A 23,644-nucleotide genomic window follows, 5' to 3' on the forward strand; every position below is an offset into this window, starting at 1 on the left:
AACAGCCGGCAATGCCGGCTGTTGTCTTTGGTACGTCGGAAGCGCTCAGCGCCTCTTCGATCCGCCCAGAATGCTGCCCAGCACGCCGCGCACGATTTCGCGCCCGACGGTTGAACCGATGGTGCGCATCGTCGACTTGGCCAACGTTTCGACAATCGAATCGCCACGGCCGCTGCGGCCCGTACCCTTTGTGAGGATCGAGCCGACATCGCCCAGCCAGCCGCCGCTCTCCTGTGGCGCGGGCGCGGGCGCCGATGCGGGTGCTGAACCAGTCGATGCCCCGAAATCCGTGCCGATGGAACCCGGTGCAGGCGCCGATGTCGCCCCGCCCTTCGCCACGCGGCCGTTCAGGATTTCGTACGCCGATTCGCGGTCGATTGCCGTGTCGTAGCGGCCGGCCACCAGCGAATTCGTCATCAGCTCGCGGCGCTCGTCGTCCGAGATCGGGCCGATGCGCGACGCGGGCGGGACGACAAACGCACGCTGCGTGATCTCCGGGCGACCGCCCTCGTCCAGCATGGAAATCAGCGCCTCGCCCACGGCCAGTTCGCCGATGGCCTCTTCGATGCTGAACTCCGGGTTCGCGCGCATCGTGGTGGCCGCGGCCTTCACGGCCTTCTGGTCGCGCGGTGTGAACGCCCGGAGCGCGTGCTGCACGCGGTTGCCGAGCTGGCCGAGCACCGTGTCCGGCACGTCGGCCGGGTTTTGCGTCACGAAGTACACGCCCACGCCCTTCGAGCGGATCAGCCGCACCACCTGCTCCACCTTCTGCAGCAGCGACGGCGGCGCATCGTTGAACAACAGGTGCGCCTCGTCAAAGAAGAAGGCGAGCTTGGGCTTGTCCACGTCGCCCACCTCCGGCAGATGCTCGAACAGTTCGGAGAGCAACCACAGCAGGAACGTCGCGTACAACTTGGGCGCGTTGAGCAGCTTGTCGGCCGCCAGGATGTTGATCACGCCCTGGCCGCGCACGGTCTGCATCAGGTCATTGATATCGAGCATGGGCTCGCCGAAGAACTGGTCTGCGCCCTGCTCTTCCAGCGCGATCAGGTTGCGCTGAATGGCCCCGATGCTGGCCGATGAGATGTTTCCGTACTTGTTCGTGTAGTCCGAAGAATGCTCGCCAACGTGCTGGAGCATCGCGCGCAGGTCTTTCATGTCAAGCAGCGCAAGGCCCGAGTCGTCCGCAATCTTGAAGACGAGATTCAGCACACCGGTCTGGATGTCGTTCAGCTCCAGCATGCGCGAGAGCATCAGCGGGCCCATGTCGGACACGGTGGCGCGCACGGGGTGGCCGCGCTCGCCATACACATCCCATAGCGTGACGGGGCAACAAGCCCATTGCGGCTCTTCCAGGCCGCGCTCCTGCAGGCGAGCCTTGAGCTTGTCGTTCGGTTGGCCGGCCTGCGAAATGCCGGCCAGATCACCTTTCACATCAGCCAGGAAAACCGGTACGCCAATCTTCGACAGGCCCTGGGCGATCGTTTGCAGGGTGACGGTCTTGCCGGTGCCGGTGGCGCCGGTGATCAAGCCATGCCGGTTGGCGAGCTGGGGCAACAGCACCAACTCCGCTTTGGCGTTCTTGGCAATCAGGATGGGATCGGTCATGGCGTTTGGACGAGGATCAATCTGGGGGGGCAACACACCGGCCACTCGACCAGACGGACGGGGCGGCGGGCGTGTGCAGCATGCTAAAATCCGCGACCGATTATAGAGCGTGCAGGTGGCGTCAAACCGCCATCTGGGCGCCAGATTCCACTGCATTCCGCTCGGAGAGTTTCATGGCCGGTCATTCCAAATGGGCCAACATCAAGCATAAGAAAGCCGCTGCCGACGCCAAGCGCGGCAAGATTTGGACGCGCCTGATCAAGGAAATCACCGTGGCGGCCCGTCTGGGCGGCGGCGATGCCGACTCCAACCCGCGCCTGCGCTTGGCCATGGACAAGGCCACCGACGCGAACATGCCCAAGGACAACATCAACCGCGCCATCCAGCGCGGCGTGGGTGGCCTGGAAGGCGCAAACTACGAAGAAATCCGCTACGAAGGCTACGGCATCAACGGCGCCGCCGTGATCGTCGACTGCCTGACCGACAACCGCACGCGCACCGTGGCCGAAGTCCGTCACGGGTTCGACAAGTACGGCGGCAACATGGGCACATCGGGCTCCGTCGCGTTCCTGTTCGACCACATCGGCCAGTTCATCTTTGCCCCCGGCACGCCCGAAGACAAGCTGATGGACGCCGCGCTCGAAGCCGGCGCCGATGACGTCATCACGCACGACGACGGCTCGCTCGAAGTCATTTGCCCGCCCCACGATTTCGCCAAGGTCAAGACCGCGCTGGAAGCCGCCGGCTTCAAGGCCGAACTGGCCGAAGTCATCATGAAGCCGCAGACCGAAGTCGTGTTCACCGGCGAAGACGCGGTCAAGATGCAGAAGCTGCTCGACGTCCTGGAAAACCTGGACGACGTGCAGGAAGTCTTCACCAACGCGGTCATCGGGGAGTAAGCCCCGGACACGCGCATAACGGCGATCGACCTCACGATCGCCGTTTTTGTTTTCCAGATTTCGAATCGGATTTTGCAATTTCAGGTAGGTACAGCATGAAAGTGATGGTGGTCGGTTCGGGCGGTCGAGAGCACGCCCTGGCATGGAAGCTGGCGCGCTCGCCCAAGGTACAGGTGGTGTACGTGGCCCCGGGCAACGGCGGCACGGCGCTCGACAAACGCCTGCAGAACCTCCCGATCACGGATCCGGAAGTGCTGGCCGCCTTTGCCGAGCGCGAGGGCATCCACTTCACGGTGGTCGGCCCGGAAGCGCCGCTGGCCGCCGGCATCGTCGACCTGTTCCGCGCCAAGGGCCTGCGCATCTTCGGGCCGACCAAGGCCGCCGCGCAGCTCGAATCGTCGAAGGATTTCGCCAAGGCATTCATGCATCGTCACGGCATTCCGACCGCCAAGTACCAGACCTTTAGCGATGCTGCGCAGGCACATGCGTACGTTGACCAGGAAGGCGCCCCGATCGTCGTCAAGGCCGATGGCTTGGCCGCAGGCAAGGGCGTGGTCGTGGCGATGACGGCTGAAGAAGCGCACAGCGCCATCGACATGATGCTGGCCGACAACCGCCTGGGCGACGCCGGTGCGCGCGTGGTGATCGAAGAATTTTTGGCCGGCGAAGAAGCCAGCTTCATCGTCGTGTGCGACGGCAAGAACGTCGTGGCACTGGCCACCAGCCAGGACCACAAGCGCCTGCTCGACGGCGACGCCGGCCCCAACACGGGCGGCATGGGCGCCTACTCGCCCGCCCCGGTGGTCACGCCCACGCTGCACGCCCGCGCGCTGCGCGAGATCATCATGCCGACCATCCGCGGCATGGAGAAGGACGGCATTCCGTACACCGGTTTCCTGTATGCCGGCCTGATGATCGACGCCGAAGGCAATCCCAAGACGCTCGAATTCAACTGCCGCATGGGCGATCCGGAAACGCAACCCATCATGGCGCGCATGAAGACCGACCTGTACGACGTGCTCGACCGTGCCATCGACGGCAAGCTCGACGGCATGGAGCTGGATTGGGACCGCCGCACCGCGCTGGGCGTGGTGATGGCTGCCCACAACTATCCGGACACGCCGCGCAAGGGCGACGTCATCACCGGCATCCCGAAGGAAACCGAAGACAGCGTCACCTTCCATGCCGGCACCACGCTCAAGGACGGCGTGCTGACCACCAACGGCGGCCGGGTGCTGTGCGTGGTGGGCCTGGCCGATACCGTCAAGGCAGCCCAGCGTGCCGCGTACAACGCCATCGAGCAGATCCACTTTGACGGCGCCCAGTACCGTACCGATATCGGACATCGCGCCATCCGCCATTGAGCGACAGCCCGCCGCGCTGATGCCCCACGATGGGGCAGGCGCGGCATCCGTCACCCCGGGTGATCCCCAACTTGCCCCCGCGGCCCGCCCGCTACAATGGTGACAACCGTATGACTCGGCCCGACTCGCCGCTACGAGCAGCCCCCTTCTGATCGCATGGATACCCAAGCCGTCCGCGCCTACCTGCTGGACCTGCAGGACCGCATCACCACTGCCGCCAGCGCGCTGGACGGCGGCACGTTCGTCACCGACGCATGGGAGAAGCCGCCCACCGAGCGCCTGCGCGGCAGCGGCCGCACCCGCATCCTGGAAGGCGGCGCGCTGCTCGAGCGCGGCGGCGTCGGTTTTTCGCACGTGATGGGCGACACCCTGCCCCCGTCGGCGACCGCCAACCGGCCCGAACTGGCCGGGCGGGGTTTCGAGGCGATGGGCGTGTCGCTGGTCTTCCATCCGCGCAACCCCTACGTGCCGACGGTGCACATGAATGTGCGCTGCTTCGTCGCCGTGCGCTCCGATGCCGCCCCCGTCTGGTGGTTCGGCGGCGGCATGGACCTCACGCCCTATTACGGCTTCACCGAAGACGCCTCGCATTTCCACCGCACCTGCCAGGGCGCCCTTGCCCCCTATGGCGACGAGTTGTACCCGCGCTTCAAGCAATGGTGCGACGACTATTTCTATCTGAAGCACCGCAAGGAAGCGCGCGGCATCGGCGGCATCTTCTTCGACGACTTTGCGGAGCTGGGCTTCGAGCGCAGCTTCGAGATGATGCGCTCCGTCGGCGACGCCTTCCTGCCTGCGTGGCTGCCCATCGCCGAACAACGCCACGCGACGGCCTATGGTGAGCGCGAACGCGCCTTCCAGGCCTATCGCCGTGGCCGCTATGTCGAGTTCAATCTGGTATTCGACCGCGGCACGCTGTTCGGCCTGCAAAGCGGCGGCCGCGCGGAATCGATCCTCATGTCGATGCCGCCGGTGGCCAACTGGCGCTACGACTGGCAGCCGGAACCGGGCTCGCCGGAGGCCGCGCTATACACCGATTTCCTGCCGGCGCGCGACTGGGTATGACGCTTCCCACGTTCGTGCGCCCCACTCTCGATCGCCCCTACCGGCTTGGCTTGCTGGGCGGCACGTTCGATCCGCCACACGTCGGCCACATCGCCCTGGCCGAACTGTGCATTGCCCGCCTCGACCTCGATGAGCTGCTGTGGATTCCGACCGGCGTGTCGTGGCAGAAGGCCGCCGACATCACACCCGCTCCGCTGCGCTTCGCCATGACCGAACTGGCCGCCAAAGCGGTACGCGGCGGCCGCGCCCGTGTCCATGTGAGCGGCATGGAAGTCGATCGCCACGGCCCCAGCTACACCATTGACACCGTGCGCGAATTGCGCGGCGTCTACGGCCCGGACACCTCCATGGCGTGGCTGATGGGCGCCGACCAGCTCGTCGGCCTGGACACCTGGCACGGCTGGCAAGACCTGTTCGAATACGTCCACTTGTGCGTCGCCACACGCCCGGGTTTCGACCTCCAGGCACTGCATGTGCCGGTACAGCGCGAGCTCGATGTGCGCCGAGGCGACACAGCATTGATACAATGCGCACCCGCCGGCCATATGTGGATCGACCAGACCCTGGCCGTCGACCTGTCATCCACCCGCCTGCGCCAGCAGCTGGCCACCGGCGCGCGCTGTGACACCGACCTGCCCGCCGGCGTGGCCGACCTGATCCAATCGCATTCGCTGTACCGCCGTGCCAATGGCACGGTCAGTGCCTGACCGCGTGATTGACCACCTTCACGCGCTTTTTTGACCTTTTTCTCGCCTTTTAAACGTTCTTCTCACTCAGTATGGATATTCGCAAACTACAACGCGTGATCGTCGACGCGCTCGAAGACGTCAAGGCGCAAGACATCAAGGTCTTCAATACGACGCACCTGACCGAACTGTTCGACCGCACGGTCATTGCCAGCGGCACCTCCAACCGCCAGACCAAGGCCCTCGCCGCCTCCGTGCGTGACGCCGTCAAGGAAGCCGGCGGCCACATCATCGCCGTGGAAGGCGAAGACGTGGGCGAATGGGTGCTGGTCGACTGCGGCGACGCCGTGGTCCACATCATGCAGCCGCAGCTGCGCCTGTACTACAACCTCGAAGAGATCTGGGGTGACAAGCCGGTGCGCATCGAACTCGGCGGCACCGGCAAGCGCGGCCTGCCCAAGGCCAGTGAAGGTTACGACGACGAGGAAGACGAGGCCGAAGAGGTCACGCCCGCCAAGCGCCGGACCACCAAGCCGAAGCTGGCTGGTGAGCGCCCGACCAAGGCCGCCGCACCGGCCAAGAAGGCTCCTGCCAAGACCGCCCCCAGGAAGCCGGCCACCAAGCGCGCACCCGGCACAGGCAAGCCCGCCACGAAGACGGCCGCAAAGACGGCCACCAAGCGCGCGCCAGCCAAGAAGCGCGCGGCGTAACGTCTGGCAGACCGTCTCACCATGCAGTTGCTGATCGTTGCCGTCGGGCACAAGATGCCGTCCTGGATCGAGGAAGGCTTCTCTGAATATGCCAAGCGCATGCCGCCCGAACTGCGCATCGAACTGCGCGAGATCAAGCCCGAGCAACGCTCGGGCAGCCGCACCGCCGCCACCGTCATGCAGCTGGAAGCCGCGCGCATTGAAGCCGCGCTGCCCAAAGGCTGCCGCATGATCGCGCTGGATGAGCGCGGAAAGGACCTCACCACCGTCGCGCTGGCTGAATCGCTCACCGGATGGCAACAGGAAGGTGGTGATATCGCGTTCGTGATCGGCGGCGCGGATGGGCTGGACCCGGCACTCAAGGCAAAAGCCCGTACGCTGATCCGCCTGTCGAGCCTGACGCTGCCCCACGGCATGGTGCGTGTGCTGCTGGCCGAGCAACTCTACCGCGCATGGAGCATCACGCAGAACCACCCGTACCACCGCGTATGACCATGGATGCACACGGCGCGCCTCACCTCTATCTCGCCTCGCAAAGCCCGCGCCGACAGGAACTGCTGCGCCAGATCGGCGCGCGCTTCGCGCTGCTGCTCGCCAGCGACGATGAAGATGCGGAAGGGCTGGAAGCCGAGCTCCCCGGCGAGACGCCCGACGACTACGTTCAACGTGTCTGCGCATTGAAGGCTCAGGCAGCTGTGCGTCGCCGCACTGCACGTAACCTCCCCGCTTTGCCGATCCTCACGTCTGACACGACGGTGTGCCTGGGCGGCGAGATCCTCGGCAAACCTACTGACGCAGCCGACGCCCACCGCATGCTGCGCGGCATGTCAGGGCGCGAACACCGCGTGCTGACCGCCGTCACCGTCGTCAAGGCCGACGGCACGCCGATGCACGCGCTGTCCGTTTCGGACGTGCGCTTTGCCGTGCTGACGGACAACGACATCGCCCGCTACATCGCCAGCGGCGAGCCCTTTGGCAAGGCGGGCGCGTACGGCATCCAGGGGCGCGCAGCCGCCTTTGTGGCCCATATTTCGGGAAGCTATTCGGGTATCATGGGTCTACCCCTGTTCGAGACCGCCGCACTGCTCGCACAGGCGGGCATCACGCTGTGAATCACGCTGTAACTCGCGCTCTCTGACCGGCCCCGATGCACGCGCCGGACAGCGTGCGAGGGCCGGTTTCAAGACACGCTTCGGGCAACCCTGTCCGGCCCAGAGGCGGGTGCTGAAACCCGCTCTCCTGGTACCTCTCCATGTCCGAAGACATTCTCGTCAATATCACGCCGCAAGAAACGCGCGTGGCTATCGTCCAGCAAGCCGCCGTTCAGGAGCTTCACATCGAGCGCACGCTGACGCGCGGCCTGGTCGGCAACATTTACCTTGGCAAGGTGGTGCGCGTGCTGCCTGGCATGCAGTCGGCCTTTATCGATATCGGGCTGGAGCGTGCGGCGTTCTTGCATGTGGCTGACATTTGGCACCCGCGCGACGCGAAGGACGCGCCGCCCACACCGCAAGTCGCCATCGAGAAGACGCTCTTCGAAGGCCAGGCGTTGATGGTGCAGGTCATCAAGGATCCGATTGGCACCAAGGGGGCGCGGCTGTCCACGCAGGTCAGCATTGCCGGCCGGACGCTGGTCTATCTCCCGCAAGACCCGCACATCGGCATCTCGCAGAAGATCGGCAACGAGGCCGAGCGTGAAGCGCTGCGCGCACGCGTGACCGCCATGGTGCCCACCGATGAGCGCGGCGGTTTCATCGTGCGCACGATCGCCGAAGAGTCGACCGACGAAGAACTCGCCAACGACGTCGCTTACCTGCGCAAGATCTGGGCGACCATCCGCCACAATGCAACCACCCTGCCCGCCCCCTCGATCCTGTACCAGGACCTGAACCTCGCCCAGCGCGTGCTGCGCGATTTCGTGACGGACGAAACGCGCAGCATCCAGGTCGATTCGCGCGAGAACCATCAGAAGCTCGTCGAGTTTGCGCAGGAGTACACGCCGGCCGTGGTCGAGCGCCTGACGCATTACACCGGCGAACGGCCAATCTTCGACCTGTACAACATCGAGGCGGAAGTCGAGCGCGCGCTGTCGCGCCGGGTCGACCTGAAATCGGGCGGCTACCTGATGATCGACCAGACCGAGGCGATGACGACCATCGACGTCAACACCGGCGGCTACGTGGGCGCGCGCAACTTCGACGACACGATCTTCAAGACCAACCTGGAAGCCGCGCACACCATTGCGCGGCAACTGCGGCTGCGCAATCTGGGCGGCATCATCATCATCGACTTCATCGACATGGAGTCGGCCGAGCATCGCGATGCGGTGCTCGCCGAACTGCGCAAGGCGCTGTCGCGCGACCGCACGCGCATCACGGTCAACAGCTTCTCGCAGCTGGGGCTGGTTGAGATGACACGCAAGCGCACTCGGGAATCGCTTGCGCACGTGCTGTGCGAGCAGTGCCCGGTGTGCCAGGGCAAGGGTCAGGTCAAGACACCGCGCACCGTGTGCTACGACATCCTGCGCGAGATCATGCGCGAGTCGCGACAGTTCAATCCGCGCGAATTCCGCATCCTGGCGTCGCAGTCAGTGATTGACCTGTTCCTGGAAGAAGAAAGCCAGCACCTTGCGATGCTGGGGGATTTCATCGGCAAGCCGATTTCGTTGCAGGTGGAATCGTCGGCGGCGAGCCAGGAGCAGTACGACATCATCTTGATGTAGCGCCACACCCGGCCAGCGGCGCTGGGCTACGCCTTCTTCTCGCGCGGCAGACGGCCTAGCAGGAAGAACTCCTCGTTCGGCCGCATCGAAATCACATTCGCCATGCGATTCGACAGGCCGAAGAAGGCGGTGATGCCGGCGATGTCCCAGATGTCCTCATCATCGAAGCCGTGCGCGCGCAGCGCTTCATAGTCGGCGTCGTTGACGGTGTGCGATGCGGTGCAAACCTTCATCGCAAAGTCGAGCATGGCGCGCTGGCGCGGCGTGATGTCGGCCTTGCGGTAATTGACGGCCACCTGGTCGGCCACCAGCGGATTCTTCTCGTAAATGCGCAGGATGGCGCCGTGCGCGACCACGCAATACAGGCACTGGTTGGCAGCGGAGGTGGCGACGACGATCATCTCGCGCTCGCCCTTGGTGAGGCTGCTGCCTTCCCGCAGCATCAGCGCATCGTGGTACGCGAAGAAGGCACGGCACTCGTCGGGCCGATGCGACAGCGCAAGGAAGACGTTCGGCACAAAGCCGCTCTTCTCCTGCACCTCCAGGATGCGCGCGCGGATGTCTTCGGGAATGTCGGCCAGTGAAGGAACGGGGAACCGGCTGATGGGCGGCGTGGTGGTCGTCACGATGTCTCCTTTGATGTGAGCATCCTGAGCACGCCGCCCGAGAGGAAGGGCTTACTGGGTAGCGAACTGGATGCGATGGAGTCCAGCATACAACCCATCGCGCTCGATGAGTTCGCGGTGCGTGCCGGCTTCGGCAATCTTGCCGTGCTCGAGCACGATGATCCGATCGGCATTTTCGATGGTCGACAGGCGGTGCGCGATCACCAGCGTCGTCCGGCCCTCCATCAGCCGTTCGAGCGCGGCCTGCACCTGGCGTTCGGACTCCGAATCCAGCGCGGACGTCGCTTCGTCCAGGATCAGGATCGGCGCGTCCTTGTAGATCGCACGTGCAATCGCCAGGCGCTGGCGCTGCCCACCGGACAGCTTCGAGCCGTTGTCGCCAACATTGGTATCGATGCCCTCGGGCAGGTTGTCCACCACATCGGTCAGGTAAGCCGCTTCGAGTGCACGGCGCACGCGGGCCATGTCGATCTCGGAGGCGTCGCGCGCGCCATAGGCCACGTTGGCGGCGATGGTGTCATTGAACAGCACCACATCCTGGCTCACGAAGGCGATCTGCCGGCGCAGGTCGTGCAGCGCCAAATCCGCCAGCGCATCGCCGTCGAGCGAGATCGTGCCCGAGGTCGGATCGAAGAAGCGCGGCAGCAGGTTCACCAGCGTGGTCTTGCCGCTGCCAGATGGCCCGACCAGCGCAACGACCTCGCCCGGCTTGACGTGCAGGTTGACATTATCGAGCGCCGCCCGGCCATCTTCCCCATAGCGGAACGTGACGTTGTCGAAGCGGACATCGCCCCGGGCACGATCGATCTTCTTGCCGCCTTCTTGCGGTTCGATCGGCGTGTCGATCAGGCCAAAGATGAATTCGGCGGCGGTCAGGCCGCGCTGCAGCGGCTGATTCACGTCGGTCAAGTGCTTGAGCGGCGAGATCAGCAGCAGCATCGCCATCACAAAGCCGGTAAAGCCGCCGACCGTGGTCTGATTGGCCTGCGCCTGCATCATGGCAATGGCCAGGATGACAGACAGCGCCAGCGCTGCCAGGAACTGCGTCACCGGCTGGTTCAGGCCGCCGGCCACGGCCACGCGCATGGCGTAACCACGGAGGCGGTTCGTCATGGCATTGAAGCGCAGCGATTCATACGCCTCGCCGCCATGCAGCTTGACGACCTTGTAGCCGCCCACGGCCTCTTCGACCACATAGGCGGCCTGGTTGGTCAAGTTCTGGCTTTCGCGGTTGAGCGAGCGCAGGCGGCGGTTGATACGCGACATCAGCAGCCCGATGATCGGCAGGATCACCGCCACCACCAGCGTCAGACGCCAGTTGGTATAGAAGAGGAAGATCAGCAGCGCCAGCACCGTCATCGAGTCGCGCACCAGCGTGATGAACACGCCGGTCAGCACCTGCAGCACCTGGTTCACTTCAAAGATGACCGCGTTGATGATCGACGCGGCCGTATTGCGCTGATAGTACGAGGCCGGCGCCTGCAGCAGGCGCTCGAACATCTTCATCCGCAGATTCAGCAGCACCTTGTTCGATACGAGGCTCAACAGATACGTCGACGCAAATTGCGCGATGCCGCGCACCACCGCAATACCCACCAGCATGGCCGGCACCTGCCACAGCTTGCCGGCGTACTCACCGCCGAAACCCTGATCCAGCAGATCCTTCACGACCTTGGGGATGATCCCCTCCGTGGCCGCCACCACACCCATGGCGACCATTGCCAGGATGAAGGCGGTCAATTCGGGGCGAAGGTAGCCCCACAACCGCTTGAGCATCGGCTTGGCGGGCGCTGGGTGATCAGACTTTGCTTGTATACTCACGGCGTTTTCAAATGAGGGTGGGCAGCTTGCGTCGCATGGCGATCGCATGGCCGCCATAAAGTGCGTTGCAGCGGCTGTCATCCGACAGACGGGCGACCCGGCATTTTAGCGGCAATCCACCACCCGGCCCATCCTGCTGCGCAATGCCCGGTCCAGACTGGCCGACGCATCACCTGACGCTTCCGCAATGAGTTCGCGCGTTCCCACGTTTTTCATCAATCTCGACCACGACGCCGGGCGCCGCGAGGCCCTGGAACGACAACTCGATGCGTTGGGCCTGCCGCATCAACGCTTCCCCGGTGTGTACGGCAAGACACTTCCCGCCGACGAACTTGCGCGCCACTATGACCATGCACGCGCTACGAGCCAAAGCCGCGAATTGACCGTCGGCGAAGTCGGCTGCGCGCTGAGCCACCTCGGCGTCTACCGGGCAATGATCGAGCAGAACCTGCCCTACGCGCTCATTCTGGAAGACGACGCGAAACTCGGGCCGGATGTGCCCGCCGTGCTCGACGCGCTGGCACAGAGCGTGTCACCCGACGAACCCGTCGTCACGCTGCTCACGCACATCGACCGTTACTACAAGCGCAGCGCGCGACCGCTGACAGCGGACCACCGCACGGTCAAACTTGCCAACTACCAGTGGCTCGCGCATGGTTATTTCGTCACGCGCGCCGCGGCCAAGCGCATGGTCGAGCAGCTCTATCCCGTGTGGCTGGCCGCAGACTATTGGTACAAGTTTGAGCGCGAAGGCATCGTGCAGATGCGTGCGGTCGTACCTTATGTGATTGGCGTGCAGGACTTCGATAGCGGCTCAAACCTGGAAGCCGATCGCGCCATCAAAAGCCGCGAAGCCGACGACCGCCTGGGGCTCGGCCATCATCTGCGCCAGATCTTCGTGCGCAAGTTCCTCTATCAGATTTTCGTGCGGCCGTTTCTCGGCATCGTTAAGCAGAAGAAGACCTGGTGAGCAGACGGCGCTCGTTCAGGCGCCCTGCTCTCGCAGTTCTGCAAGCCCGACGTCTGCGCGGATGATGTCGGTATTGCGCCGAGCCATCATGCGTTGATAGTTGGGGCTTTCCTGCTCGCGCGATTGCTCGCGATGCCATAGGTGGAAGACTTCGGTCGCGCAAAAACCGCGCTTGCGCCGCACGCCGGCGTTATAAAGGCGAACCGCCAGATCGGCGTCTTCATGGCCCCATCCGACGAAGCTCTGATCGAAACCGTTCACGCGCTCGAAATCGCTGCGCCACACGCCAAGGTTGCAGCTCTTGATGCCGCGCAGGCTGGTGTCCTTGAGGGTACGCGGCACCGGTAAGCCCGGCACCAATAGCGGCACGAATTTGTTGACGCGGCCGGCGCGCCAGGCGGCAAACCAATACGCGCGATCCTTCAGGTGGATGTCGATCTGCTGGGCGACGACCTCGCGCGTCATCGCCTCATTCAGCAGGATGCGGCTGCCGGACAGCAGGCGCCCCCGCTCGGCCAATGCGCGGTGCCGCGCCACAAAATCCGGACGCGGCACGCAATCGCCATCGAGAAAAACGAGGTAGTCGGCGTCCGTCGCCAGCACGCCGCGGTTGCGGATCTCACCGGCACGGAAGCCGTCGTCGGGATGCCAGACATGGCGCAGCGGATACGGCGCGGTCTTGGCGGCGGCTTCGATGGCAAAGCGTGTGTCATCGCGCGAACCGTCGTCGGCGACGATGACATCGAATGCGCGATCGGTCTGTGCGCTGCAGCCGGCCAGTACGCGAACCAGCGCGTCCGGGCGGTTATACGTCGTAACGATGAGGGCGATGCGACGCGGCGACTCAGAGCTTGCCATAACGATGCAGCATCATCAGCTTGACGTAGCGGTAATACGTGCCCTCGGCGTTCGACACGGCCAGCATGAAGCCCTCGGCGCCATCGAGGAAACCCCGCTGGATGATGTACGTACGGATGAATGCCCATAGCCCGTGGCCGATGGCACTGCCCAACGACGCGCGCTTGCCCTTGGCATAAGCCGCGGCCGCACCTGCGGTCGAATAATCGTTGGCCTTGTCGAGCGCAGCCTTCAGGTCGGGAATCGAATAATGGATGATCGGGGCGCGGAAATCGCCCACCGTACCCTCGAAGACAAGGTGCGAGTGCACCGGCGCATCGAAGAACGTCACCTGCTCGCGCTTGAAGAAGCGACGAATGCGGTCCGGCCACCAGCCCGAATGCTTCATGAAGCGGCCACAAAAACTCGAGCTGCGCGGCATGGAGTAGACAGTGTGCGGACTGCCCGATTCCAGTACGGCGATCATCTCGGCCCGCAACTCGGGACTGATGCGCTCGTCGGCATCCAGTGAGAGCACCCAGTCAGTGCGGGCTTCGCGCAACGCGCGGTTGGACTGCTCGCCGTAGCCGGGCCAGTCGGTCTCGAACACGCGCGCACCGAGTTGGCGACAGATGTCCTGCGTGCCGTCCGTGCTGCCCGAGTCGAAGACGATGACATCATCCGCCCAGTCGCGCACCGAGCGGATGCAGTCGCCGATATCGGCGGCTTCGTTCTTGGCGACGATGATGACGGCGAGCGTGGCTCGATTGGATGCAGGCATGCGAAAACAGTCTCAGAAAACAGGAGCGGCGCCAAGCTGCTGCCGGCGCCGGTGAATATGCGCGGTGAACACGGCCACCATCACGCTATAGAACACGACGGTCTGCGCGATGATCAGCATCACTTCGGTCAGCCCAAACAGTAGAAAGCCGACACAGAGCGTGAGACCCATCGCGCCCGTCGTCCGCAAGACGCGGTCGTCGCACAGCGCGGCGCGCAGAAAGTAGGCGGCGGGCACCAGGTACAACGCCAGCAATGCGCCGATGCCCAGCACGCCAAGCGTGGCGCCATTGTATAGAAACTCATTGTGGGCATGCTCGAAGGCCGTCGCTTCCTGCGTGATCAGGCCCTCGGCGTGAATCGCCTTGAGAGCGGGCCCGAATTGGCCTCGCCCCACCCCGGCTAATGGGTGGCGCGTCAACATCAGCGTGGCGGCTTTCCACAGCTGGAAACGGATGCCAACTGACGTGTTGGTCTGGCCGGCCTGATAGGCGTGGATGTCTTCCATGGCCTGGTCGAAGCGGGTACGGACCACACTGGACGATACGCATACGGCAATCAGGAACACGAAGAACAGCAACAAGGCCGTCAATCGCTTTTTCCAGCTCACATGCCGCAGCGTCGCCACGGCGATCAACAGCAGTACGGGGATTGCAATCCATCCGCCCCGCGCCTGCGACAGATACGATGCATAGAGCCCGGCACAGCCAGCTAACAGACGCAGCGCAATCAGGGCCCAGCCGTCATCTTCCGTCCAACCAATTGACATGAGGGCGAACAACGCCATCAGAAGCGAAAGGTTGCCAAACGGAATGGCATTGGAGAACGCCCCGACCATGCCAACTCGTCCCGCCCGCAATTCGAGATAAGCCCACACAGCTGAGGCAAGCGCGCCCGCAACGCAGCCCCACTGCACGCTCTCCAACTGCTTAGGCCGCAATTGCAACAGCGCAAACAGCGCCAAGCCGAACAGCCAGAGCCGCCCATAGGCAAACGGCACATTGCGCGGCGCGGCAGGGTTCAACTGCGCACTGATCAGCATCGCGGTCGGCATGGCCGCCATCGCCACAATCAACCAACGATGTTCACGCCACATCGCTCGCAGTCGGCTCATGACCGCCGCAGGCGCGGACAGCATCCACCCGAACGCGGCGACCAGCAGCAGCGAAAACGACAGGAAGGCAGCGCCGCGCACAGACAGCATGAAAGCCGGGAGGATGGCGATTCCAAACACGGTCAGCGCCGCCGGTGCGCTTGCTATCAGCGTCCGGCCTCGTTGCATCAAGCTGCTCATCGCAACGTCCCCGCGCCAGGTGCAAGCGCCAGGAGCGCGTCGATGTGCGCAGCGATGCTCGGGTCATAGCGCAGGTGCTCACGCGGATTCGCCAAGCGCGCCTGCCCAGCCTGCGCACGGGCAACAGCTGCCTCAATCGTGCGCGCCAGCGTGGCTGGATCATCCAGGTCGAAGGTGGGTGCTCCTTCGACCGAGATCACCTCGGTGCAAGCGATATTGGCTGCCAGTACGGCAGGCGTGCCGCACAGCACGGACTCCACCCCAATCAGCCCGAACGGCTCGTAGTGCGAAGCGAGGATCGTGTAGTCCGCTGCGCGGTAGACGTTCTCGATGTCCTTGCGGTATCCCAGGTAGCGGATGTTGGGCGAGGACGAGGACACCGGGCGCCCGATGACCACCAGTTGCACCGGCAGATCCGTCTTGGAGAAGAACGCCTCCAGCAGCGGATAGCCCTTGCGCTTGTGGCTCGACGACGGGAACACAAACGTGACCCGATCCTTCGCGAAGCCAAGCTCATCGCGCAGGCGCTGGCGCTCTGCGTCATCCACCGGCGAGAACTTCGTCTCACTCACCGGGGGGTACACCGTCTTTACCTTGGCAGCGGGAATGTCGTAGTAGTCGAGCACTTCCTGCGCCATCAGTCGCGAGTGCGCAACGACGACGTGCGAGCGCACATAGTCTCGGCGCTCCAGCGCGATCTGCTGGCGATCCCAGAAGGCCGCCTTTTTTGAAAAGCTCTTGAGATAGCCGACGTGCGTGCCGCCACAAATAGCGATATCCGAAGCGCCCGTGCGATTGCAGCCGATCATCAGATCGATGTGCTCGCGCTTGGCCAGATGGCGCACGAGCCAGCCGAACGCGTGGTCATTCAATTTGCCGGGCAGCTTGCGCGTTGGCAATGCAACAGCCTTGACCTGGCGATATTCAGGAAGCGCCTTGTCCACCATCTTGGCGAAGAACACGGGACGGATGGCGCGCTCATGCAGGCCGCGCACCAGGTCCATCGCGTAGCGCTCGCTGCCACCGCTGTAGCCCAGCGCGTTGCACGAGATTCCGACGTTCATGGATGCTTTAGTAATAATCGTATTGAGACCGCAGTCGTGCCGAGCCTACGCCCGGCGATGGCGCCCCCCGCGCCATCTTCGAACTACTCGTACACCGTTGCCACGTTCTCGGCATTGAGCGCCTGACGCAGCGCGGCGATCGCCGCTTCGCTCGGAACAATGCGCCACGCATCGCCGAGCACCGCTTCGCAGCGTGCCTGCTCACAAACGTAGTTGATGCGTACCGAGACGCCATTGCCATCGGCCGCCACATGCGGCGAGAGCAGATCACGCAGCTTGGCCGCCGTTGAATCGCCATTCATCGACAGCCGGATCGCCCGCGCGAACTTGGCGCGCGCCTGCGTCATGTCCATGACCGACTCGGCTGTCACGCGCACGCCGCCAGTGAACATGTCATGGCGGGCGCTGCCCTGAACGATCAGCACTTCGTCTTCCTTGAACAGCGCGCGGTTGGCCTCGAAAACTTCGTTGAAGACCGTCACCTCGGTGGCTTCGCTGGCGGAGCCGTCGTCGAGCATCACGATCAGCATCTTGCCGCGCTGCGTCATCTGGGTGCGCTGGCCTACGATCACGCCGGCCACGGTCTTGTTGCGCGCATCGCGGTTGCCGTAGCCGCCCCCGTTGCCCTTGTCGGTCACTTCGCGCGCCAGATCGGCCAGCGTCGTGCGTGCGAAGCGGCGCACCTCGTCACGGCATTCATCGAACAGGTGACCAGAAAGGTAAAAACCCAGCGCCTGCTTTTCTTCCTGCAGCTTGCGCTTGGTGGTCCAGGCCGGTTCGTCGACGAGTTCAGGGCGATGCTGCTCGGCATCGTCGCCGCTCATCAGATCGAACAGCGACACCTGGTTGGCAGCGGCTGCCTTCTGCTCTGCGGCTTCCATGGCCAAGCCGATCGAAGCGAGCAGCTGCGCGCGGTTGGCGTTGAGGCTGTCGAAGGCGCCGGCGCGCACCAGCGCTTCGATCGTGCGGCGATTGACCTGGCGGCGGTCGACGCGTTCGCAGAAGTCAAACAAGTCCTTGAACGGGCCGTCTTCGCGTGCCCGCAGGATGTCCTCAATCGCGCCCTGGCCGCTGCCCTTCACGCCGCCCAGGCCGTAGCGGATGGTCTTGGCGTCGGTCGGTGCAAAACGATACTGGCTTGCGTTGATATCCGGCGGCAGCACGGTCAGTCCGTTCTTGCCTCGGGCATCGTCGTAGAGGATCTTCACCTTGTCGGTGTCGTCCATGGCCAGCGACATGTTGGCTGCCATGAATTCGGCCGGGTGATGCGCCTTGAGCCACGCCGTGTAATACGCCAGCAGCGCATACGCGGCCGCGTGCGACTTGTTGAAGCCGTAGCCCGCGAACTTCTCCATCAGGTCGAAGATTTCATCGGCCTTTTCGGTGGAGAGCCCGTCCTTGGCTGCGCCCGCACGGAACAGCGCGCGGTGCTCGGCCATTTCTTCGGCCTTCTTCTTACCCATCGCTCGGCGCAGCAAGTCGGCGCCGCCGAGCGAGTAACCGCCCACGATCTGCGCCATCTGCATCACCTGCTCCTGGTAGACCATGATGCCGTAGGTCTCCTTGAGCACCGGCTCGACGCGCGGATCGGGGTACTCCACCTTCTCGCGGCCGTGCTTACGTGCGCAGAAGCTGGGGATCAGGTCCATCGGGCCCGGGCGATACAGCGCCACGAGGGCGATGATGTCCTCAAAGCGGTCAGGCTTGGCGTCCTTCAGCATGCCCTGCATGCCGCGGCTTTCCAGCTGGAACACGGCGACCGTGTTGGCCGTCTTCAGGATGTCGAACGCCTTCTTGTCCGTCAGCGGAATGTGGCTGCAGTTCCAATCCGCCTTGGACGGATCGAGCATGCGGATGTAGCGCTCGGCCCAGTCAAGGATCGTGAGTGTGGTCAGGCCCAAGAAGTCGAACTTGACCAGGCCGACAGCTTCCACATCATCTTTGTCGTACTGACTGACGACGCCGGCATCTTCACCGCCTTGCGTGTAGAGCGGGCAGAAGTCGGTCAACTTGCCCGGGGCGATCAGCACACCGCCCGCGTGCATGCCGACGTTACGCGTCATGCCTTCTACGCGTTGGGCGAGTTCCAGGAGCTGCTTGACCTCTTCTTCGTTGGCTTCGCGCTCGGCCAGCAGCGGCTCTTCCTTCTTGGCTTCTTCCAGTGTGACGAGCTTGCCCGGCTTGAACGGGATCAGCTTGGCCACGCCATCAACGAAGTTGTAGCCGAGATCGAGCACGCGGCCCACGTCGCGCACCGCGGCCTTGGCGGCCATGGTGCCGAAGGTGGCGATCTGCGAGACGGCGTCCTTGCCGTACTTTTCCTTCACGTACTGGATGACGCGGTCGCGGCCGTGCTGGCAGAAATCGATGTCGAAGTCGGGCATCGACACACGTTCCGGATTCAGGAAACGCTCGAACAGCAGGTTGTATTTGAGCGGGTCCAGATCGGTAATACCCAGCGCGTACGCCACCAGAGAGCCGGCGCCCGAACCCCGGCCCGGCCCCACTGGCACGCCATTGTTCTTCGCCCAGTTGATGAAGTCCGCAACGATGAGGAAATAGCCGGGGAAGCCCATCTTGATGATGGTGCCGGTCTCGAACTCCAGGCGGGCGTAGTACTCAGCGCGCTTGGATTCGCGCACCGCCTCGTCGGGAAACAGCACTTCCATGCGCTTTTCCAGCCCTTCCTTGGCGAGCTGGACGAGGTAGTCATCCAGCGACATGCCATCGGGCGTCGGGAACAGCGGCAGCTTGGGCTTGCCCAGTTCCAGCTTGAGGTTGCAGCGCTGCGCGATCTGCACCGAGTTGGCCAGCGCGGACGGGATGTCGGCAAACAGCGCGCACATCTCGTCCTGCGTCTTGAAATACTGTTCGGTCGTGAAACGACGGGCGCGGCGCGGATTGGCAAGCAGTTCGCCCTCTGCAATGCAGGTGCGCGCTTCGTGGGCCGTGAAATCGTCCGGCGTCATGAACTGCACCGGATGCGTGGCCACCACCGGCAACTGCATGGCCGAGGCCAGCTTCACGGCCTGCTGAATATAGGCCTCGGTACCGGCGTGCCCGGCGCGCTGCAGTTCGATGTAGAAAGCGCCCGGAAACACGCGCGACCAGTTCGTCGCGAGCTTGCGCGCCAGCGCATCGTTTCCATTGGCCAGCGTCATGCCGATATCGCCCGCCATGGCGCCCGAGAGCGCCAGCAGACCGGTGGCCAGCGGCGCGTTCTCAACGCCCGGCTCGTCGAACCACTCGGGCGCGATTTCCGCGCGGCCGCGATGTTGGTTGGAGAGCCAAGCGCGGGCCAGCAACTGGCACAGGTTCAGGTAACCCTGCTTGTCACGCACCAGCAACAGCAGGCGCGTCGGCTTGTCGCGCTCGTCGTGATTGGTGATCCACACGTCGGCTCCGACGATGGGCTTCACGCCCTTGCCGCGCGCCTCCTTGTAGAAGCGCACCAGCCCGAAGGCATTGGCGAGATCGGTCAGCGCCAAGGCGCCCATGCCATCTTTGGCGGCAGCCTTGACGGCATCGTCGAGACGGACATTGCCATCGACGACGGAATATTCGGAGTGGAGACGGAGGTGGACGAAGCGCGGCGAATTCATCCGCGTATTGTAACGGGTGACACCTTCCGCAAAGCATTCCGGGCGTGCCCGATTGACCCGGAGCAACCCCGCACGGCTGCGCGGGCGGCTATAATTTCGGCTTACGAATCAACGGGTTACCCAAGGCGCCAGAAAATGGCGCGGCAGCACATGCAGATCGTCAATATTTCCGCTTACAAATTCGTCACCCTCGATGACCGCGAGACCTTGCGCCCCGCCCTGCTGGCCGAGTGCCAGGCGCGCGAGCTGAAGGGCACCGTGCTGCTGGCGCCCGAGGGCATCAACATCTTCCTGGCCGGCTCGCGCGAGGCCATTGACGGCATCGTCGGCTGGCTGCGCGCCGACGCCCGTTTTGCTGACCTCGCACCGAAGGAAAGCCTGTCCGACCACCAGCCGTTCCGCCGCCTGCTGGTGCGCATGAAGAAAGAAATCATCACCATGCGCCACCCGCTGATCCGGCCGGAAGACGGCCGCGCGCCGTCGGTCGCGCCGCCCGACCTGAAGCGGTGGCTCGACCAGGGCCACGACGACGAGGGCCGCCCCGTGGTGATGCTCGACACGCGCAATGACTATGAGGTTGCCGTCGGCACGTTCAAGAACGTCGTCGAATACAACCTCAAGAAATTCACCGAGTTTCCTCCCGCCATTGCCGCGCACAAGGACGACTTTGCCGGCAAGACGGTCGTGTCGTTCTGTACCGGCGGCATCCGCTGCGAAAAGGCGGCGATCCACATGCAGGAGATCGGTGTCGAGCGCGTCTATCAACTCGAAGGCGGCATCCTGAAGTATTTCGAGGAAGTGGGCGGCGCCCATTACGACGGCGATTGCTTCGTGTTCGACCACCGCACCGCTCTCAATGCCGAACTGCAGCCAGCAGGGCCGAAGCAGTGCTTCGCCTGCCGCGCCGTTGTCACGCCGGAAGAACAGCAGTCCGCCGAGTACATCCCCGGCCAGCGCTGTCCGCATTGCGCAGGCAACCAAACGCGCGCCGCCGCATGAAGCGCCTCGCCGCCCTCCTCCTCGTCAGCGCGCTTTGCCTTGCAGCATTGGGAGGTTGGGCGACGAACTGCGAGGGCGGATCGAACCGCGGCGTCTTCTGCGGAGCGGGCACGCGGTTCTGATCCTTCATTGCGTGCCAGCAAAAAAACGCCGGACATGCCGGCGTTTTTCTTTGAGCGATCCGGTTTACTGACGGCCGCGCACAAACTGGTTCGTGATCGCAACAATGCGCTCGCCGAACAGCTTGGCGGTTTCCAGGTCGCCCGGCAGCGGACCTTCCTCGGGGCTCGCATCCGACGGCGATTGCGCCAGCGCGCCGCCAAAACCCGCCAGGTAGTTCACGTCGTTGCGCGTGGCGGCTTTGCTGTTGGCCGGCATCATGCCCGTGCCGACCCAGATCATTCCGTGCTGCTGCGACAGCGTCCACAGGTACTGGATCGACGCGTACTTGTCGCCGTTCATCGACGCGGAATTCGTGAACCCCGCGGCGATCTTGTCCTTCCATGCGCCGGTGAACCATGCCTTGGACGACGCATCGGCAAATTTCTTGAAGTCGCCCGAAACGCCGCCCATGTAGGTCGGCGCACCAAAGACGATCGTGTCGACGCCGGCCAGCAGGGCCCACGTGTCGTCATTGACGTCTGTCACCGAAATCAGATGTGCTTCCGCGCCGGCGCCTTGCACGCCTGCAAACACGGCCTCGGCTTGCTTCTTGGTGTGGCCATAACCGCTGTGATAAACGACTGCAACTCGTGCCATGGGAATCCTCTTGGGGTTGGGGTACCGCGGGGGAACAACGGAAAAGAAAAATGGCGCACACAGCGTGCACCACGAACATTACGGCAGATCGAACACCAGCACTTCGCTGTCTTCGCCGCCAGACAGCATCACCGTCTCTTCTTGCGTCAGCTTGGCGGCGTCGCCGCCCACCAGCGTGCGACCGTTGACGCTCACCTTACCGCGCACGACGTGCACATAAGCGCGGCGGCCTGCGGCGATCGGCAGGGACGCAGTTTCTGCTCCATCGAACTTGCCGGCGTAGAGGGCCATGTCCTGGTGCACTTTCACCGATCCGTCACGGCCGTCGGCGCTGGCGATCAGGGCCAGCTTGCCGCGCTTGGCCGCCTCGTCGAAATGGCGTTCTTCGTAACCCGGCGTCAGGTTCAACTGCGCCGGCAGCACCCAGATCTGCAGAAAATGCGTGGTCTGGTCCTGCGCGTGGTTGAACTCGGAGTGACGCACACCTGTCCCAGCCGTCATGCGTTGCACGTCGCCCCGGCGCAGCACGCTGCCGTTGCCCATGCTGTCCTTGTGCGCCAGCTCGCCGTCGAGCACGTAGCTGATGATTTCCATGTCGCGGTGGCCATGGGTGCCAAAGCCCATGCCGGCGGCGACGCGGTCCTCATTGATGACACGCAGCGGCCCGAATTGAACGTGCTGCGGGTCCATGTAATCGGCAAACGAGAAGCTGTGATACGACTTGAGCCAGCCATGGTCTGCGTAACCGCGATCTTGAGAGGGGCGGATTTCAATCATTTTGATGAATCTCCTATCCAAATTACTGCGCTGATGTGTGAATGGTACGCAGATTGGCTATAGTTGAGAGGCAAGGCTTTGATTCAATACATCAAAAATTCTGAACATGGCGCTATCGCTGGAATCTCTGGAAGTGCTGGATGCGATTGAACGCAAGGGCAGCTTTGCCGCCGCGGCGCACGAACTGGGCAAAGTGCCCTCGGCGCTCACTTATGTGGTGCGCAAGCTGGAAGACGATCTCGATGTGCTGCTGTTTGACCGACGCCGCCACCGTGCCGAACTCACGCCCGCCGGCCGCGCGCTGCTCGACGAAGGTCGCCACCTGCTGCAGGCCGCCGACGACCTCGCCCGCCGCGTCAAACGCCTCGCCACCGGTTGGGAAGCCACGTTGACCATCGTAGTCGACGATCTCGTGCACTTTCGCGCACTCATGCCCGTCATCCAGGATTTCTACGCCGAAAACACCGCCACGCGCTTGCGCTTCTGCCGTGAGGTCCTGGCCGGCACGTGGGACGCACTGCTTTCGGGCCGCGCAGATCTGCTGATCGGGCCGGCGCAGGTGATGCAGGTGCAGGGCATTCAGACGCGCACGGTGGGCAACATCCCGTTCGTGTTTGCGGTGGCGGCACATCATCCGCTGGCGCAAATGGAGGAGCCGTTGCCTGCGGCCGCCATCACGCGGCATCGTATCGTTGCGGTGGGGGATACATCGCGCAATCTGCCTGCACGCACCATTGGTGTGATGGCTGGACAGGACACGCTGGTGGTGCCATCCATGACCGACAAGGTGCAGGCACAGATTCGTGGCCTGGGCTGCGGCTGGTTGCCGGTGCCGTTGGCACAACCGTATCTGGATTCTGGCGTGCTGATCGCCAAGGAAACCACCGAAGACAAGCGCGCCGCCACCTTTCAGGTTGCCTGGCGCAACAACATGCGCGGCAAGGCGCTGCAATGGTGGGTCGACAAGCTGGAAGACCCGCGCCTGGGGCAGGCCCTGATGATGCAATAGGCGCCTCGCGCGGACAAATCGCGCACAATAGCGTCATCGACCTCTGCGCCTG

21 protein-coding genes are annotated in these 23,644 nt (G+C 63.8%); 11 read left to right on the forward strand and 10 right to left on the reverse strand.

Annotation, left to right across the window (positions count from 1 at the left end; all coding sequences use genetic code 11):
* Positions 1 to 45: 45 nt before the first annotated feature.
* Complete coding sequence (locus BEK68_RS09715) at positions 46 to 1,608, reverse strand: helicase HerA-like C-terminal domain-containing protein (RefSeq protein WP_009241134.1); 1,563 nt, start codon at positions 1,606 to 1,608, stop codon at positions 46 to 48.
* Between the two features lie 173 nt (positions 1,609 to 1,781).
* Here BEK68_RS09715 and BEK68_RS09720 point away from each other — a divergent pair, with 173 nt between their 5' ends.
* From BEK68_RS09720 to rng, 8 genes are all read left to right on the forward strand, one after another.
* Positions 1,782 to 2,507: a YebC/PmpR family DNA-binding transcriptional regulator gene (locus BEK68_RS09720; RefSeq protein ID WP_004631018.1), complete on the forward strand. Its 726-nt coding sequence runs from the start codon at positions 1,782 to 1,784 to the stop codon at positions 2,505 to 2,507.
* A 95-nt stretch (positions 2,508 to 2,602) separates the two neighbouring features.
* A complete protein-coding gene (purD, locus tag BEK68_RS09725) occupies positions 2,603 to 3,871 on the forward strand; it encodes a phosphoribosylamine--glycine ligase (protein ID WP_009241135.1) in 1,269 nt (422 codons plus the stop codon).
* A gap of 156 nt (positions 3,872 to 4,027) precedes the next feature.
* On the forward strand, positions 4,028 to 4,936 hold the full coding sequence (gene hemF, locus BEK68_RS09730; RefSeq protein ID WP_009241136.1) for an oxygen-dependent coproporphyrinogen oxidase: 909 nt from the start codon (positions 4,028 to 4,030) through the stop codon (positions 4,934 to 4,936).
* Complete coding sequence (locus BEK68_RS09735) at positions 4,933 to 5,643, forward strand: nicotinate-nucleotide adenylyltransferase (RefSeq protein WP_009241137.1); 711 nt, start codon at positions 4,933 to 4,935, stop codon at positions 5,641 to 5,643. The genes hemF and BEK68_RS09735 overlap by 4 nt, the downstream gene beginning before the upstream one ends.
* A gap of 71 nt (positions 5,644 to 5,714) precedes the next feature.
* Positions 5,715 to 6,332, forward strand: coding sequence for a ribosome silencing factor (rsfS, locus tag BEK68_RS09740; RefSeq protein WP_004631022.1), 618 nt, complete (start codon positions 5,715 to 5,717; stop codon positions 6,330 to 6,332).
* 21 nt (positions 6,333 to 6,353) lie between these two features.
* On the forward strand, positions 6,354 to 6,824 hold the full coding sequence (gene rlmH / locus BEK68_RS09745) for a 23S rRNA (pseudouridine(1915)-N(3))-methyltransferase RlmH (RefSeq protein ID WP_004631023.1): 471 nt from the start codon (positions 6,354 to 6,356) through the stop codon (positions 6,822 to 6,824).
* The gene (locus BEK68_RS09750) at positions 6,821 to 7,444 is read left to right on the forward strand and encodes a Maf family protein (protein WP_004631024.1); all 624 of its coding nucleotides are present in this window, start codon (positions 6,821 to 6,823) and stop codon (positions 7,442 to 7,444) included. Before rlmH ends, BEK68_RS09750 begins: the two co-directional genes overlap by 4 nt.
* 140 nt (positions 7,445 to 7,584) lie before the next feature.
* On the forward strand, positions 7,585 to 9,054 hold the full coding sequence (rng, locus tag BEK68_RS09755; RefSeq protein ID WP_009241138.1) for a ribonuclease G: 1,470 nt from the start codon (positions 7,585 to 7,587) through the stop codon (positions 9,052 to 9,054).
* 26 nt (positions 9,055 to 9,080) lie between these two features.
* On the opposite strand, the gene BEK68_RS09760 is transcribed toward rng, so the two are convergent.
* Both BEK68_RS09760 and msbA read right to left on the reverse strand, forming a co-directional pair.
* Positions 9,081 to 9,680, reverse strand: a complete 600-nt coding sequence (locus tag BEK68_RS09760; protein ID WP_009241139.1) for a peroxidase-related enzyme — start codon at positions 9,678 to 9,680, stop codon at positions 9,081 to 9,083.
* A 51-nt stretch (positions 9,681 to 9,731) separates the two neighbouring features.
* A complete protein-coding gene (msbA, locus tag BEK68_RS09765; RefSeq protein WP_009241140.1) occupies positions 9,732 to 11,456 on the reverse strand; it encodes a lipid A export permease/ATP-binding protein MsbA in 1,725 nt (574 codons plus the stop codon).
* 232 nt (positions 11,457 to 11,688) lie between these two features.
* On the opposite strand from msbA, the gene BEK68_RS09770 reads away from it, so the two are divergent.
* Positions 11,689 to 12,471, forward strand: coding sequence for a glycosyltransferase family 25 protein (locus BEK68_RS09770; RefSeq protein WP_009241141.1), 783 nt, complete (start codon positions 11,689 to 11,691; stop codon positions 12,469 to 12,471).
* Between the two features lie 15 nt (positions 12,472 to 12,486).
* Here the strand turns inward: BEK68_RS09770 and BEK68_RS09775 are convergent, their stop codons facing one another.
* The 5 genes from BEK68_RS09775 to dnaE all read right to left on the reverse strand — a co-directional run bounded on the left by BEK68_RS09775 (position 12,487) and on the right by dnaE (position 20,048).
* Complete coding sequence (locus BEK68_RS09775) at positions 12,487 to 13,329, reverse strand: glycosyltransferase family 2 protein (RefSeq protein ID WP_009241142.1); 843 nt, start codon at positions 13,327 to 13,329, stop codon at positions 12,487 to 12,489.
* Positions 13,316 to 14,089: a glycosyltransferase family 2 protein gene (locus BEK68_RS09780; protein WP_009241143.1), complete on the reverse strand. Its 774-nt coding sequence runs from the start codon at positions 14,087 to 14,089 to the stop codon at positions 13,316 to 13,318. Before BEK68_RS09780 ends, BEK68_RS09775 begins: the two co-directional genes overlap by 14 nt.
* Positions 14,090 to 14,101: 12 nt before the next feature.
* Positions 14,102 to 15,151: an O-antigen ligase family protein gene (locus BEK68_RS09785; RefSeq protein WP_232295858.1), complete on the reverse strand. Its 1,050-nt coding sequence runs from the start codon at positions 15,149 to 15,151 to the stop codon at positions 14,102 to 14,104.
* A 227-nt stretch (positions 15,152 to 15,378) separates the two neighbouring features.
* Positions 15,379 to 16,446, reverse strand: coding sequence for a glycosyltransferase family 4 protein (locus tag BEK68_RS09790; protein ID WP_009241145.1), 1,068 nt, complete (start codon positions 16,444 to 16,446; stop codon positions 15,379 to 15,381).
* A gap of 83 nt (positions 16,447 to 16,529) precedes the next feature.
* Positions 16,530 to 20,048 carry a DNA polymerase III subunit alpha gene (dnaE, locus tag BEK68_RS09795; RefSeq protein ID WP_009241146.1) on the reverse strand — a complete coding sequence of 1,173 codons (3,519 nt, stop codon included), beginning with the start codon at positions 20,046 to 20,048 and terminating at the stop codon, positions 16,530 to 16,532.
* Positions 20,049 to 20,198: 150 nt separating this feature from the next.
* On the opposite strand from dnaE, the gene BEK68_RS09800 reads away from it, so the two are divergent.
* Positions 20,199 to 21,047, forward strand: coding sequence for a sulfurtransferase (locus tag BEK68_RS09800; protein WP_024542212.1), 849 nt, complete (start codon positions 20,199 to 20,201; stop codon positions 21,045 to 21,047).
* Between the two features lie 186 nt (positions 21,048 to 21,233).
* Here BEK68_RS09800 and BEK68_RS09805 read toward each other — a convergent pair whose 3' ends face one another.
* Both BEK68_RS09805 and BEK68_RS09810 read right to left on the reverse strand, forming a co-directional pair.
* A complete protein-coding gene (locus BEK68_RS09805) occupies positions 21,234 to 21,806 on the reverse strand; it encodes a flavodoxin family protein (protein ID WP_004631035.1) in 573 nt (190 codons plus the stop codon).
* Between the two features lie 78 nt (positions 21,807 to 21,884).
* The gene (locus BEK68_RS09810) at positions 21,885 to 22,583 is read right to left on the reverse strand and encodes a pirin family protein (RefSeq protein ID WP_004631036.1); all 699 of its coding nucleotides are present in this window, start codon (positions 22,581 to 22,583) and stop codon (positions 21,885 to 21,887) included.
* Between the two features lie 106 nt (positions 22,584 to 22,689).
* On the opposite strand from BEK68_RS09810, the gene BEK68_RS09815 reads away from it, so the two are divergent.
* Complete coding sequence (locus BEK68_RS09815; RefSeq protein ID WP_009241148.1) at positions 22,690 to 23,592, forward strand: LysR family transcriptional regulator; 903 nt, start codon at positions 22,690 to 22,692, stop codon at positions 23,590 to 23,592.
* The last annotated feature ends 52 nt before the right edge of the window (positions 23,593 to 23,644 follow it).

Source organism: Ralstonia pickettii, from assembly GCF_001699815.1.
GTDB classification, from domain to species: Bacteria; Pseudomonadota; Gammaproteobacteria; order Burkholderiales; family Burkholderiaceae; genus Ralstonia; species Ralstonia thomasii.